Genomic DNA, 13,644 nt, shown 5'->3' with positions numbered 1-13,644 from the left:
TTCTAGTATCTGCAGGACGCCAACGGGCTGCCTCGGCGTCGGAGGCTAGCAGACGAAACACACGACATACATTAGTACATCTAAAAAAATGGAGTCGAGTCAATGATCGAACTATCCGAGGGCCAACGGATATCCACGCGCGACGGCGTGCCGAGTGGTGTGCTGCCACGGCCGCCGATCGCGGTCCATCCCGTGTTCAAGGCGTACAATCGGTCGAAGCTGGACGATATCCCGCAGCTCGCGATGCTGCCGGCGTCGATGCGCGAGCAGATCGGGCTGGTCGCACGCGTGCTGCCGTTCAAGGTCAACCGTTATGTCGTCGAGCAACTGATCGACTGGACGAACGTACCGGACGACCCGCTGTTCCGGCTGACGTTTCCGCAGCCCGACATGCTTGCACCCGACGAGCTCGGGGAGCTGGCCGCGCTGTCGCGCGACGCGGCGCGCCAGGCTGACCTGGACGCGCTAGTCGGGCGCCTGCGCGCCCGGATGAACCCGCACCCGGCGGACCAGCGGCTCAATGAGCCGGAACTGGGCGGCGAGCCCTGCCCGGGCATCCAGCACAAGTATGCGCAGACGGTGCTGTACTTCCCGAGCCACGGGCAAACCTGCCATGCGTACTGCACGTTCTGCTTCCGCTGGCCGCAGTTCGTCGGCGACGCGTCGCTGAAATTCGCGTCGAGCGAAGCTGGGCGGCTGCACGCGTACCTGCGCGCGCACGGCGAAGTGACCGACCTGCTGATGACGGGCGGCGATCCGATGGTGATGAGCGCGGCGCGCCTGCGCGAGTACCTGACGCCGCTGCTGGAGCCGGGGCTCGAGCATGTCGGCAACATCCGGATCGGCACGAAGGCGCTGACCTACTGGCCGTACCGTTTCGTCAGCGATCCGGATACGCCCGAGCTGCTCGCGCTGCTGCGCACGTTGATCGATGCCGGGCGCAACGTGACGGTCATGGCGCACCTGAACCACTGGCGCGAACTGTCGACGGAGATTGCCGAGCAGGCCGTGATGAACCTGCGCCGCATCGGCGTCGTGATCCGTTCGCAGGGGCCGGTGCTGCGCCATATCAATGACGACGCGGAAGTCTGGCGGCGCAACTGGGTCGGGCAGGTGCGGCTCGGCATCGTGCCGTACTACATGTTCGTCGAGCGCGACACGGGGCCGCGCGGTTATTTCGAGCTGCCGCTCGCGCGGGCGCTCGACATCTACAACACTGCGATCGCGTCGGTGTCTGGGCTCGCGCGCAGCGCGCGCGGCCCGTCGATGAGCGCAGGCCCGGGCAAGGTCGAAGTCGCGGGCACGCTCGAACTGCAGGGGCAGCGCTACTTCCTGCTGAATTTCCTGCAGGCGCGTGATCCGCGCTGGCTGCGACGGCCGTTTCTCGCGAAGTATTCGGCGACGGCCTGCTGGCTCGACCAGCTCGAGCCGCCGGATGGCGAGCCCACGTTCTTCTTCGACGGGGCGTACCGCGCATTCGTCGCCGCGCATCAACACCAGCCGGAGCACGCATGAGAGCGCCCGGCACACGAACCGCCGACGTCGCGATCGTCGGCGGCGGCTACACGGGGCTGTCCGCCGCGATCCACCTGGCGGAGCAGGGCGCGACGGTTGAGGTCTGCGACGCCGATCCGCCCGGCGACGTGCCGAGCGCATTCAACTTCGGCTCGGTCGCGAGCGTCGCGCCGGCGCTGCCGCGCGGCCCGATTTCGGCCGCGCAGGCGCAGGCCGCCGAGCGCACGGCCGCACAGGCCATCGCTTACCTGAAGCGCTTCGTCGACAGCCGCAACCTCGCGTGCGGCTGGGCGCATCCCGGCCATATCACGCTCGCGTGCGACGACGCGTCGGCGGTGCAGCTGGCGCACCGCTTCGAGTACTACGCGGCGCGGCAGGATGCGCGCGTCGCGTGGCTCGATGCGCAGGCGGTCACGCAGGAAACCGGTGCGGCGCGCGCGGTCGCGGGGCTGCTGAACCTGAGCTTCGCACTGATCCGGCCGCGCGCGCTTCGCGATGCGATGCGGATGCGGGCCACCACGCTCGGCGTGCGGATCCGGCGCGGCGTGTGCGTGAATGCCGTGCGGCTCGCGCCCGGTGCGGCCGCGCTCGACCTAGGCGATGCGACGCTCGACGCGGGCACCGTGCTGGTGTGCGCGGAGGATGCCTGGCCGCTGCTACCGGCCGACCTGCGCCCGCCGCTTGAACGCTACGACACGCACCTGCTGGCGACCCGCATCCTCGACGACGCGACGCAGCGTTGCATTTCGCGGCAGCCGCGCGCGTACGGCACGCTGTCCGCCGACAAGGACTATTTCCGGCTCGACGACAGCGGGCGGCTGCTGTTCGGCAGCCGGCTCGGCCTCGCGGCCGACTTTCCGCCCGCGGGCGTCGAGGCCGCGTTGCGTGCGCGGCTGGCCGCGTATTTCCCGGCGCTCGAGCACGTGGGCGTCGAGCACGTATGGTCCGCGCCGCTCGGCTTCACGGCGCTCGGCGTGCCGCATGTCGGCACGGCCGGACGGATGGGCTGGTGTGGCGGTTATTGCGGCAGCGGGATCGCCACGGCCGTTCACGGCGGCGCGGCGCTCGCCGCGCACGTGCTCGGCCAGGCCGACGACGTTGCCTTTCACGATTCGATCACCGGTGCCGGGGAGGCGCGATGAACACTTTCGAATTCCAGACGCTCGACGGCGCGAAGCCGCGGGCCTTTGCCGGGGAAGAAGTCGACGTGCTCGGTATCGGCGTCGGTCCGTTCAACCTGAGCCTCGCGGCGCTGCTGGCGCCGCTGGGCGGGCTGCGCTCGCTGTTCGTCGAACGCCGGCCCGAGTTCCGCTGGCATCCGGGGCTGATGCTCGCCGATTCGTCTCTGACGACGAGCTTCCTGAAGGACCTCGTGACGCTGGCCGATCCGTGCAGCCGCTACTCGTTCATTGCGTTCCTGCAACGCACCGAACGGCTGTACGCGTTCGCGAACGCGCGCTTTCCGACCGTGCGCCGCCGCGAGTTCGAACAGTACATGCAGTGGGTGTGCGCGTCCCTGGACAACCTGCGATTCGACTGTGAAGTCGAAAGCGTCGTGCGCGACGGGCGCGCGCTGCGCGTCACGACCTCGAACGGCGTCGTGCGCACCGCGAACCTCGTGGTCGGCGTCGGCCTGCGTCCGACCGTGCCCGCGTGCGCGCGGCCGCACCTCGGCGCCGACGTGCTGCATTCGTCGCAGTTCTGCACCGCGCGGCCGGCGCTCGCCGGCCGGCGCGTCGCGATCGTCGGCGGCGGCCAGAGCGGCGCCGAGCTGGCGCTGCACCTGCTCGGGCTGACGGGCGACGCGGCGCCCGCGCACATCGCCTGGCTCACGCGGCGCGAGAACTTCCTGCCGATGGACGATTCACCGTTCGTCAACGAATGGTTCGTGCCGCAATACAACGAACATTTCTCGCGGTTGTCGCCGGAGCGCAAGCGCGACGCGCTGGAGACGCAGCGCCTCGCGAGCGACGGCGTCACGCTGCCGCTGCTGACGGCGATCTACCAGCGGCTCTACGAGATCACCCACATCGAAGGGCGCACCGGCCATTGCTCACTGATGCCCGGCCGCAGCATGGCGAACCTGCACCGCGCGGACGGCGGCTACGTGCTGAGCGTCGACGACGGCACCGGCGTGCACGCGCCGCTGCATGCGGACGTCGTGCTGCTCGCGACGGGCAGCGAATTCCAGATGCCCGGCGCGCTCGAATCGTTGCGCTTCGAGATGCACACGCGCAACGGCGCGCCGGAGCTCGACGACGACTATGCGGTGCGCTGGAACCGGCCGAGCGCCGCGCGGATTTTCTTCCAGAACGCCGCGCGCACGACGCGCGGCATCGCCGACCCGAACTTGAGCCTGGCCGCGTGGCGCAGCGGCCGGATCGCGAATGCGATCGCGGGCGCGTCCATCTACGAGGTCGGCACGCCGCCGGGTTTCGTCGACTGGCCGCACGGCGACGCCCCGCAGGCCGCCACCCAACAACTCGTGAACTGACAGGAGCACCTCGCCATGACCCATGCACCGGCCATGCTGTATCTCGACACACGCGCGCTTCCGGGCGAGCGGATCGCCGAAATCGACGCGGCGCGCAGCCTCGGGCTCGACCTCTATGTGGCGACGCCGACGCCGGACGCGTTCCGCTCGTTCGGCTGCGCCGGCATCATTCCGACACGGCTCGGCGATTACGATGCGGCCGAGCGGACGATTCTCGACTACCTGCGCGAACATCGCGTCGAGCTGTCCGGCGTCGTCGCGTGGAAGGATCTCGAAGTCGTGCTCGCGAGCCGGCTGTCGCATAGCCTCGGCCTGCGCGGCACGGCGCCGGACGCCGCGCTCAACGTGCGCGACAAGGCCGCGACCCGCCGCGTGCTCGACGCGGTGCCGAACGCGAACCCGCGCTACGCGGTCGTCAGCAGCGAAGCCGAATTCACCGCCGCGTTGAAGCGGATCGGTGCGCCCGCGCTGCTCAAGCCGGCCGGCAACTCCGGCAGCCGCGGCATCTTCCCGGTCGATGGGCTCGCCGACCCTGTCGACGTCTATCGCGCGTTTCGCGCGTATAACTTGCCGGAGAAGGGCGAGATGTTCAGCCTGTACGGAGATCACGCGCTGCTCGAGGAGCAGCTGACGGGCAGCGAGCATTCGGTGTCCGGCGTCGTCGCGCACGGCCGCGTCGCGATCAACGCGATCATCGACAAGACCTTCGACCGGTCGATCCCGATCCAGTACGAGAACGTGACGCCGTCGCTGCTGCCGGCCGACATGCAGGCGGCGATCCGCGACATGGTGCGCGCGGGCGTCGCGGCGACTGGCATCGACTGGTGCGGCTTCCACGCGGACGTGATGGTGACGCGCGACGGTCCGAAGATTCTCGAGATCGGCGGGCGGCTCGGCGGCGAGTTCATCAACTCGCATCTGATCCCGTACAGCGTCGCGGGCTTCTCGCCGTACCGCACCGTGCTCGATCTCGCACGCGGCGCGATCGACGGCCCGCTCGACGACCGGCTCGGCACCGCGTCGACGCGCGCCGGACAGCGCATCGTGATGCCGCCGGGGCTCGGCCGCATCGCCCGTGTCGAGGGCTTCGAGCGGCTGTGGCGGCGGCCGGAGCTGCGGTTCCTGCAGGTCGTCGCCGGCAAGGGCGCGCAGATGGCGCTGCCGAAGGACGTGTTCAAGGCGTACGAGATCGCGTACCTGATCGCGCAGTGCGAACTCGACCGCGACATCGTGGCGCTGCTGCGCGAACTCGCGGCCGACGTGACCGTCACGCTGGACTGACCCGGAGGCCATCATGCCGATCGACACGATCCGCGACCCGCGCCACTACCTGCTCGTGCCCGCGATGCCGGCGCCGAACGGGCGCCTGCACCTCGGTCATATCGCCGGCCCGTACCTGCGGCTCGACATGCTTGCGCGCCACCTGCGCAGCCGCGGCGAGGTCGCGCGCATCGCATGCGCGAGCGACCCGTACGATTCCTACATCCCGCTGCGCGCCGGGCAGGCCGGCATCGACGCGGCGGCGCTCGCGCGGCAGAGCTGCGCGGGCATCGTCGACGATCTCGCCGCGATGAACATCGACGTCGACCTGTTCGTCGATCCGCTCGGCGATGCGCATCACGAAGCGTACCTCGCCGCGCACGACGGGCTCGTCGCGCGGCTGGCCGCGCAGCGGCGCGTGTCGACGGTGCGCGAGCGCCTGCCGTACTCGGCCACGCGCGACGCTTACGTGACCGGCAGTTTCCTGCTCGGCCGCTGCCCGCAGTGCGCGCGCGACGTGTCGGGATTCTTCTGCGAGGACTGCGGCGCGCATTTCCAGCCGGAGGACGTGCACGAACCGTCGGCGCGCTGGGGCGAGACGCTCGCGATGCGCGAGCAGGACAACCTGTTCTTCGACATCGCGGATCCCGCCGCGCTGGTCGCGCAGCTGGCCGGCACCGAGACCGCACCGGAGTTCGTCGATATCGCGCGCCGCCATCTCGCGCGCGACGGCGCGCGTTTCCGCCTGACGAGCCATGCCGGCTGGGGGCTGCCGTATGCGCTCGACGGCGCGCCGCGCACGCTGTTCGGGCACGGGCTGCTGTTCGGCGCGATCCGCTTCGTCGGCGATCTCTATGCCCGCCAGCACGGGCTGCGCGCGAACCCGTTCGATCGCGAGTCGGACGTGATCACCGTCAACGGATTCGGGATCGACAACTGCGTGTCGCATCTGGTCGGCATTCAGGCGATGGCGATGGCCGACGGCGTGTCGAAACCGTTCGACCGTTTCGTGATCAATCACTTCTACACGCTGGAAGGGCGCAAGTTCTCAACGAGCCTGCGCTGGGCGATCTGGGTCGAGGACCTCGCGGCGCGCACGCGCGTGCCGGCCGACGCGGTGCGCTTCTTCGTCGCGTCGACCAATCCGGTCGGCGCCCGCACCGACTTCGATCGCGATGCGTTCTGCCGCTTCGTGAACGGGCCGTACGCGACGGTGCGGCGGCACGTGGCCGAGTCGATCGGCGGGCCGCTCGCGGCGCGCGTGCCGGCCGACAAGACGGCGCGGGCAGCCGAGGCGGCGTGGCGCGACGCGCAGCGCGCGATGGATTTCGCGACGTTCGACCCGACGGCGCTGGCCGGCATCGTCGAGCGCTGGAGCGCGCACTTCGACGGCGCGCGCGCGGCCGGCGACCTGTACGGCTGGACCAAGGGCTTCGCGCTGCTCGCATGGCCGCTGATGCCGGCGCTCGCGCAGACCGCGTGGCGCGCGCTCGGGTTGCGCGGCGAGCCGAACGCGGGCGACTTCGCACGGCTGTCGGTGCCGGTAGTCACGCCGCTGGCGAACTTCGACCCGGTCACGCCGGGAGACCTGGCGGCGGTCCTGCCGCCCGGCATGCGGGAGGTTGCATGATGGAAGGCGCACTCGAAGGGCTCGTGATCGTCGACCTGACGCGCGTGCTGGCCGGGCCGTTCTGCACGATGCTGCTGGCCGATCACGGCGCGCGCGTGATCAAGGTCGAGCGGCCGTCGACCGGCGACGACGCACGCGCGTACGGCCCGTGGTACGGCGGCAAGTCCGCGTATTTCGCGTCGCTCAACCGCGGCAAGGAGAGCATCGCGCTCGACCTGAAGGACCCGTCCGACCGCCGCGTGCTCGACGCGCTGCTCGAGAAGGCCGACGTCGTCACGGAGAACTTCCGGCCCGGCACGATGGCGCGCATCGGCTACGACTGGGACACGCTGCATGCGCGTTTCCCGCGCCTGATCTACGGCAGCGCATCGGGGTTCGGCCACACCGGGCCGTATCGCGACCACCGCGCATACGACATGATCGTCCAGGGGCTCGGCGGGATCATGAGCGTGACGGGTGAACCCGGGCGCATGCCCGTGCGGGTCGGGCCGTCGATCGGTGATCTCGCGGCCGGCCTGTTCCTGACGACCGGGCTGCTGATGGCGCTCGTGCGGCGCGGCCGCACCGGGCAGGGTTCGAAGGTCGATATCGGCATGTTCGACTGCCAGCTTGCGCTGATGGAGTATTTCATCGGCCGTTACTTCGCGACCGGTGAAGTAACGGGGCCGGTCGGCAGTTATCGGCCGGCGATCGCGCCGCCATTCGGTGTCTACCGCGCGGCGGACGGCCCGCTCATCATCGCGGCCGGCAACGACAAGCTGTTCCGGCTGCTGTGCGACGCGCTCGGCGTGCCGGCGCTCGCGGCCGATCCGCGTTTCGCGGGCGGTGAGGCGCGCAAGGATCACGAGGCCGAACTCGAACGCACGCTCAACGCGCTGCTGGCGGCGCACGGCGTCGAAGCCTGGTGCGAGCGGTTCGCGCGCGCGGGGCTGCCGGCCGGCCCGATCAACCGGGTCGACCAGGCCGTCGTTCATCCGCAGACGGCCGCGCGCAACATGCTGATCGACGTCGACGATCCGGACGTCGGCCCGTACCGGCTCGTCGGGACGCCGATCAAGATCTCGGGCTGCCCCGATCCGGCCAAGCGCCGGGCCGCACCGGCGCTCGATCGCGACCGCGACGCGATTCTCGCGGAACTGGGCCTGGTCGGGGAGGAGGTGCACGATGAACGCGCGTAAGTTTCCGCACGTCGGCGCGTTGCCGCCGGAATCGCATGTGCCGGGCGTCGTGTTGCGCCAGGCCGATTTCGCAGGGCTCGGCGACGGCGAGATTCCGTTTCGCGGCGGCCTGTTTACGGTCGAGCCGAACTGCACGTCGCGGCTGGACGTCCACGCGGTACGCGAATGCTGGATGATCGCGCAGGGCAGCGGCCGGCTGACCTACGACGGCGAGCCCGTGCGCGTGCGGGCCGGCGACGTGCTGTATTTCGAATCGCACCGCTCGCACCAGGTTCAAAACGACGGCGCGACGCCGCTCGTGATCAGCACCGTCTGGTGGCAGGCCGATGCGGGTTGACCTCGCGATCGTCGGCGCGGGCGTGACGGGGGCGACGATCGCGCACGTGGCGGCGCGGCATGCGGGCGCGCTGCGCATCGCCGTGTTCGATGCGCGGCCGGCCGTGCAGACGGCCACGGCGCTGTCGGCCGGCGTGATTACGCCGTTCTGCGGCAGCGGCGAGCGCCGCGCGCGCTCGCTGGTCGCGAACGCGTACTACGCCGCGTGGGCGCGTGCCGGATGCTGCGTGCGCGACGCGCCGTTCGCGTTCGTTGCGGACGCACCCGACGCGGGCGGCCCGTTGCTCGCGCCGCCGGTGGCCGACGATCCGCCGGACACCGGCGCCACACCGCTCGGCGCGCTGCCGGCCGGCGCGCGTCTGTGGCGCAGCGGCCGCGCGTGGCTGGTCGACGTGCCGCGGCTGGTCGCGCACTACCTGACGGGCGCGCACACCGTCGAGCGCTTCGATGCCCCGGTCACGCACGTGACGCGCGGCGCCGGCGGCTGGATCGTCGTGGCCAACGGCGTGACGCTGCACGCCGACCGGCTCGTGCATGCCAGCGGCCCGTGGCCGGCCGTCGACGGAGAAGCGGGCGGCGATGCACGACCGGACATCGTCACCAAGAAGATCGTTGCGTTCGATGTCGACGGGCGCGCGTTGCCGCCCGCGCCGGATGCGCCGGTCGTCTACCTGCCGGATGCGCAGGCGTTCCTTGCGCCGATGCACGCGCGGCGCGGCTGGCTGCTGAGCATCACGTCGCACGCGTGGGGCTGTGCCGCCGGCGCGCGCGTCGCGCCGAGCGCCGACGAACGGACATTGGCGCGCCGGCTGCTCGAGCGTCATTTCCCGGGCCTGCGCGATGCCCATCTCGCCGCGCGCGCGGCCGTGGACGGTTACACGGCCGACCGCAATCCACGGGTCGCGCCGTTCGGCCGCAACGGCTGCTCGGTGGCGGGCGCGTCGGGCTCCGGCGTGCGTTTCGCGCCGGCGCTCGCGTATGAAGCGCTTGCGGCCGTCGGGCTGCCGTTCGAACCCGATCCCGCCACGACCATGCCCTGGCCATCGGCTCACGATCGGGCCGAGTCACCGATTACTCACTTCACCGAACCCGTTCAACCATGCATACCGAACTCGCCTGGGTCGCCGTCGCGCCCGCCTTCGCGCTGATCTGCATCGGCGTTGCCGTGCGTCGCATCGCGCTGGTCGATGCGGCTTTCTGGCCGTCCGCCGAAAAGCTCACCCATTACGTGCTGTTTCCCGCTTTCCTCGTGCATTCGATCGGACTGGCCGGTCCGCTCGACGCATCGTCGAAGTCGACGATCCTGCTGCTGACGGGCCTCACGCTCGCGGTGCTGGCCGCAGTCGTGCTCGGCTGCCGGATATACGCAGTGCCGCACGCGTCCTTCACGTCGATCGTCCAGGGCTCGATCCGGTTCAACAGCTACATCTTCCTGTCGGTCGCGTCGGGGTTGTTGAGCCGCGCCGACTACGGGATCGCGGCGGTCGTCGTCGCGTACATGGTCGCGATCTCGAACACGCTTGTGCTCCTGTCGTTCGAGCACGGTCAGGCCGGCGGTCGGGGGTTCGTGCGAATCGTCGGCAAGGTGGCGGCGAATCCGCTGATCGTCGCGAGCGCGTTCGGGATCGTGCTCAACCTGACAGGCTGGCACCTGCCCGCTGCGCTCGACCAGACCGTCGACGTGCTCGGCGGCGCCGCGCTGCCGCTGAGCCTGATCTGCGTCGGCGCCGCGTTGCGGCTGCCGTTGCCGCGCAAGGAGGCGGCGCTCGTACGCGCAGGGCTCGTGACCACCGCGATCCGGCTGGTTGGCTTTCCGCTGCTCGCGCTGACCGCGACGAAGGTATTCGCGGTGCCGCCGCTGTCCGGGAACCTGATCCTGCTCTATTCGGTGCTGCCGTGCGCGAGCAATTCGTACGTGCTGTCCACGCAGTACGGCGGCAATCATCGGCTGATGGCGTTCGTCGTCGCGTTGTCGACGGTGCTGTCGTTCGTCCCGATATTCATCGTGGCGCGCGCGATGTAGGGTGATGCGCCGCTGCGCGGCCGGCGGGGCCGCGCCGTTCAAAAAAGACCAACGACAAAGGAGACCCCCATGATTTCGAGGCGTTCGTTCAACCGCGCACTCGGCGGATTCGCGATGGCCGAGGTGCTCGGCGGATGTGCCGGTGCGGCGCCCGGCCGGCGGACGATCACCGGCGTCGACACGCACGCGCACGTATTCCTGAAATCGCTGCCGCTCGTGCCGGGCCATCGTTACACGATCGCGTATGAGGCGGCGCTCGACCAGTACCTCGCGATGCTCGACCGGCATGGCATGTCGAACGGCGTGCTGATTCAGCCGAGCTTTCTCGGCACCGACAACCGCTATCTGCTTGCCGCGCTGCGTGCCCAGCCGGCGCGCCTGCGCGGTATCGTGGTGATCGATCCCGCGCGCGACGCCGAGCAGGTCGCCGCGTGGACACCGCTCGGCGTGCTCGGTATCCGGCTGAACCTGATCGGCGCCCGCGATCCAGATTTCGCGGGCGTCGCGTGGCGCACGCTGTTTCCGCTGCTGCGCGGGCATGGCTGGCAGGTGGAGCTACACGCGGAAGCAGCGCGCCTTCCGGCGCTGGTACCGCCGCTCGTCGACGCTGGCCTCGACGTGTCGCTCGATCATTTCGGCCGTCCGGATCCGCGGCTCGGGATCGACGATCCGGGCTTTCGCTATCTGTTGACGACGGCAGCGAGCAAGCGCGTCTGGGTCAAGGTATCGGGCGCCTACCGGAACGATCGGGCCGACCGGTGGCAGGCGTCGGGGCTGACGGCGATGCACGCGCTGCGCGAAGCGTTCGGCACGGAGCGATTGCTGTGGGGCAGCGACTGGCCGCATGTCGGATACGAGGCCGCCGTCGACGATGCGCTCGCGCATCGATACATGGAAACGTTGTTGCCGGATCAGGCTGGGCGCCGGCAGGTGCTGGTCGATACGCCGTCGGCGTTTTACGGATTCGACAGGAACGGCTGAACTGGCCGGCATCTACTGTAGGCGTTCATTATTAGCGCTAGCCGTGTTCAGAAACGTTGCTAGCGGAAATTCTCAAAGAAGCCTCGGCGAACAGGGACTTTTTGAAGTTTTCTGGCGGCTGCTTAGCCGTTGCGTTTCTGCAACAGAAACTTGGCCAATGTTCACTAACGTTGCTAGCACGTTGCACGTGTTCTTTAATACTGCTAGCGCACGTGTCGCGTGGATTGATAGGAGTCCATATGGCTTCGATCGAAGAGCGGGCCGCTCGAGCAGCGAAGATTGCGTCCGTGCTTCGACCGCTTGGCAACAGCGTGCTTTCCCGACAGCAGGCTGAACGAGCAGCACAGCTATTAGGTGATCCTGCCTCGTTTTCACGTACAGCAACTCATGCGGCGATCAAGCTGGCCTCGTAGTCGACGGGGGCAAGGAAGTCGATCGAGGTGTGCAGGCGTTGCCGATTGTAATAGCCCTCGATCCAATCGACGATATCCAGGCGTGCGTGGGCACGCGTTTCGTAGTGAGTCTGGTAGATTCTTTCGACCTTCAGCGTCTTGAAGAAGCTCTCCATCGGGGCGATATCCCAAGCGTTGGCACGGCGGCTCATTGAAACGTTTATCTTGAACGCGACGGTCAATTTCCTGTACGCGCGACTGACGTATTGAGCGCCGCGATCGGAGTGCAGCAGCAATCCCGGTGGCGGTTAGCGTTGCCAGCACGCGCTGCGCAACGCCTGGCAGACCAGGTCCGCGTTGATCCGCTCGGACATCGACCAGCCGACGATGCGTCGGCTCGCCAGATCCAGGATCGCCGCCAGATACAACCAGCCCTCGCCGGTCTTGATGAACGTGATGTCGCTTACCCAAGCTTGATTGGGCCGCCAGCCATCGAAACGCCGATCCAACAGATTCGGCGCCACCGGCAGGCGATGGGTCGAATCCGTCGTCACCCGATACGGGCGCTTGTAGACCGGGCGCAGCCCCTGGCGTTGCAGGCTGCGACGCACGCGTTCGGCGCTCGCCGGCCGGCCCTGAGCACGCAACTGTCGCACGATACGAGGACGGCCATAGCTGCCGCGGCTGGCACGATGAATGGCGGCGACCTCAGCGTCCAACATGGCATTGGCCAGTGCCCGCCGACTTGGCTCCCGGCCGCGCCACTGGCAATAGCCGCTGCGCGACACACCCAGAACCCGGCAAAGCCGACTCACGCTGTACTGGTCGCGATGTGCGTCAATCCAGGCGTACCTCACCGCGACCCCTTCGCGAAGTACGCCGTCGCCTTTCGAAGAATTTCGATATCCAGTTTTGCGCTGGCCAGTTCCTTACGCAGACGACTGTTCTCGGCCTCCAGGTCGCTGACCGGACGACGACTTGAGCTCGGTGCACTCGGCGCCGGCCCTGCTGCGGCCTGCGCACTTCCATCGCGCCGATCACGGCACCAGTTTCCCAGCGTCGCCACCGGCACGCCCAGCCTGCGAGCAGCCTCATGCTGACCGACGCTCTCAGCCAGCCGCACCGCCTCAACCTTGAATTCCTTCGTGTACTGCCGTCTCGGTACCACGTTCTCTGCCATGTTCTTCTCCATACAGTCAAAAAGTTATCAAACTTCTTGCTGTACGTGGAATCGAGGCAGGGTCAGTCAGAGTTTGCGGTGAAACATCGGGCAACCGCGGATGCGCCTGCCGCTTTCCAGGAGTTGGCTTAAAGGGACTTTGCTAGAAGCCCATTGGCCCTATTGAAGGGGGCAGGTCAATGCCGCCGTACTTCGAGCGCCATTTGTAGAACGTTGCCGTGCTGATGCCAAGTTCCCGGCACAGGTCCGGCACCGACAGCCCCGACTCCACGCGCTTGAGCGCGTCCATGATCTGGCTGTCCGTGAATCTCGATTTTTTCATGCTGTAGAACTCCCTCAACGAGAAAATTCTACTTCTGATCACACCGGTTTTTCGGGGGGGATTACCATCCTACTCGATCACCTCCTACAACGTGACAGTGCCGCTCAACGGGGAAGCCCTTGTAGAACAAAGCCATTGGAATTTCCCATTTTCAATCATTATTTCGATTTGCGAGACGAGCGGGATGCGTTATTCCGAAAAAGTGTTCGCTTGTGCATTGCGTGTCAAGATTATTTCCGTTGATCGAGGTCAAGCGATACGGGTGGCATGGATACACGATGCTGATGCATTAGCTTTTACGCGATGCTTGTATGGGTGTCAATGCGTATATGT

The 13,644-nt window shown here is 68.1% G+C and carries 10 protein-coding genes and 2 pseudogenes; 10 read left to right on the top strand and 2 right to left on the bottom strand.

Annotation, left to right across the window (positions count from 1 at the left end):
- The first annotated feature begins 102 nt into the window (after positions 1–102).
- The 10 genes from DM992_RS33285 to DM992_RS33240 all read left to right on the top strand — a co-directional run bounded on the left by DM992_RS33285 (position 103) and on the right by DM992_RS33240 (position 11,417).
- On the top strand, positions 103–1,515 hold the full coding sequence (locus DM992_RS33285; RefSeq protein WP_111020568.1) for a lysine 2,3-aminomutase: 1,413 nt from the start codon (positions 103–105) through the stop codon (positions 1,513–1,515).
- Positions 1,512–2,657, top strand: coding sequence for an FAD-binding oxidoreductase (locus DM992_RS33280; protein WP_111020567.1), 1,146 nt, complete (start codon positions 1,512–1,514; stop codon positions 2,655–2,657). The genes DM992_RS33285 and DM992_RS33280 overlap by 4 nt, the downstream gene beginning before the upstream one ends.
- Positions 2,654–4,009, top strand: a complete 1,356-nt coding sequence (locus tag DM992_RS33275) for a SidA/IucD/PvdA family monooxygenase (protein ID WP_111020566.1) — start codon at positions 2,654–2,656, stop codon at positions 4,007–4,009. The genes DM992_RS33280 and DM992_RS33275 overlap by 4 nt, the downstream gene beginning before the upstream one ends.
- Positions 4,010–4,024: 15 nt before the next feature.
- A complete protein-coding gene (locus DM992_RS33270; protein ID WP_111020565.1) occupies positions 4,025–5,290 on the top strand; it encodes an ATP-grasp domain-containing protein in 1,266 nt (421 codons plus the stop codon).
- Positions 5,291–5,303: 13 nt separating this feature from the next.
- Positions 5,304–6,899: a methionine--tRNA ligase gene (locus tag DM992_RS33265; protein WP_111020564.1), complete on the top strand. Its 1,596-nt coding sequence runs from the start codon at positions 5,304–5,306 to the stop codon at positions 6,897–6,899.
- Positions 6,896–8,077, top strand: coding sequence for a CoA transferase (locus DM992_RS33260; RefSeq protein ID WP_111020563.1), 1,182 nt, complete (start codon positions 6,896–6,898; stop codon positions 8,075–8,077). Before DM992_RS33265 ends, DM992_RS33260 begins: the two co-directional genes overlap by 4 nt.
- Complete coding sequence (locus DM992_RS33255; protein ID WP_059241114.1) at positions 8,064–8,414, top strand: cupin domain-containing protein; 351 nt, start codon at positions 8,064–8,066, stop codon at positions 8,412–8,414. Before DM992_RS33260 ends, DM992_RS33255 begins: the two co-directional genes overlap by 14 nt.
- The gene (locus DM992_RS33250) at positions 8,404–9,561 is read left to right on the top strand and encodes an FAD-dependent oxidoreductase (RefSeq protein WP_111020562.1); all 1,158 of its coding nucleotides are present in this window, start codon (positions 8,404–8,406) and stop codon (positions 9,559–9,561) included. Before DM992_RS33255 ends, DM992_RS33250 begins: the two co-directional genes overlap by 11 nt.
- Positions 9,513–10,436 (top strand): AEC family transporter, encoded by a 924-nt coding sequence (locus DM992_RS33245; protein ID WP_111020561.1) that lies wholly within the window; start codon positions 9,513–9,515, stop codon positions 10,434–10,436. The genes DM992_RS33250 and DM992_RS33245 overlap by 49 nt, the downstream gene beginning before the upstream one ends.
- 69 nt (positions 10,437–10,505) lie before the next feature.
- Positions 10,506–11,417 carry an amidohydrolase family protein gene (locus DM992_RS33240; protein WP_111020560.1) on the top strand — a complete coding sequence of 304 codons (912 nt, stop codon included), beginning with the start codon at positions 10,506–10,508 and terminating at the stop codon, positions 11,415–11,417.
- A gap of 385 nt (positions 11,418–11,802) precedes the next feature.
- Here DM992_RS33240 and DM992_RS33230 read toward each other — a convergent pair.
- A pseudogene (locus DM992_RS33230) lies at positions 11,803–13,001 on the bottom strand (IS3 family transposase).
- 163 nt (positions 13,002–13,164) lie between these two features.
- Positions 13,165–13,311 (bottom strand): annotated as a pseudogene (locus tag DM992_RS33225) (transposase); the annotation flags it as partial.
- Positions 13,312–13,644: the final 333 nt, after the last annotated feature.

Source organism: Burkholderia sp. JP2-270 (assembly GCF_003233675.1).
GTDB lineage: Bacteria > Pseudomonadota > Gammaproteobacteria > Burkholderiales > Burkholderiaceae > Burkholderia > Burkholderia pyrrocinia_C.
Note: the sequence above shows the minus strand (reverse complement) of the source record. Positions and strands in the feature narration are given on the sequence as shown.

Bases quoted from the DNA above. Each gene is read 5' to 3' on its own strand.
- DM992_RS33285 (WP_111020568.1), top strand. From the start codon at position 103: ATGATCGAACTATCCGAGGGCCAACGGATATCCACGCGCGACGGCGTG.
- DM992_RS33280 (WP_111020567.1), top strand. From the start codon at position 1,512: ATGAGAGCGCCCGGCACACGAACCGCCGACGTCGCGATCGTCGGCGGC.
- DM992_RS33275 (WP_111020566.1), top strand. From the start codon at position 2,654: ATGAACACTTTCGAATTCCAGACGCTCGACGGCGCGAAGCCGCGGGCC.
- DM992_RS33270 (WP_111020565.1), top strand. From the start codon at position 4,025: ATGACCCATGCACCGGCCATGCTGTATCTCGACACACGCGCGCTTCCG.
- DM992_RS33265 (WP_111020564.1), top strand. From the start codon at position 5,304: ATGCCGATCGACACGATCCGCGACCCGCGCCACTACCTGCTCGTGCCC.
- DM992_RS33260 (WP_111020563.1), top strand. From the start codon at position 6,896: ATGATGGAAGGCGCACTCGAAGGGCTCGTGATCGTCGACCTGACGCGC.
- DM992_RS33255 (WP_059241114.1), top strand. From the start codon at position 8,064: ATGAACGCGCGTAAGTTTCCGCACGTCGGCGCGTTGCCGCCGGAATCG.
- DM992_RS33250 (WP_111020562.1), top strand. From the start codon at position 8,404: ATGCGGGTTGACCTCGCGATCGTCGGCGCGGGCGTGACGGGGGCGACG.
- DM992_RS33245 (WP_111020561.1), top strand. From the start codon at position 9,513: ATGCATACCGAACTCGCCTGGGTCGCCGTCGCGCCCGCCTTCGCGCTG.
- DM992_RS33240 (WP_111020560.1), top strand. From the start codon at position 10,506: ATGATTTCGAGGCGTTCGTTCAACCGCGCACTCGGCGGATTCGCGATG.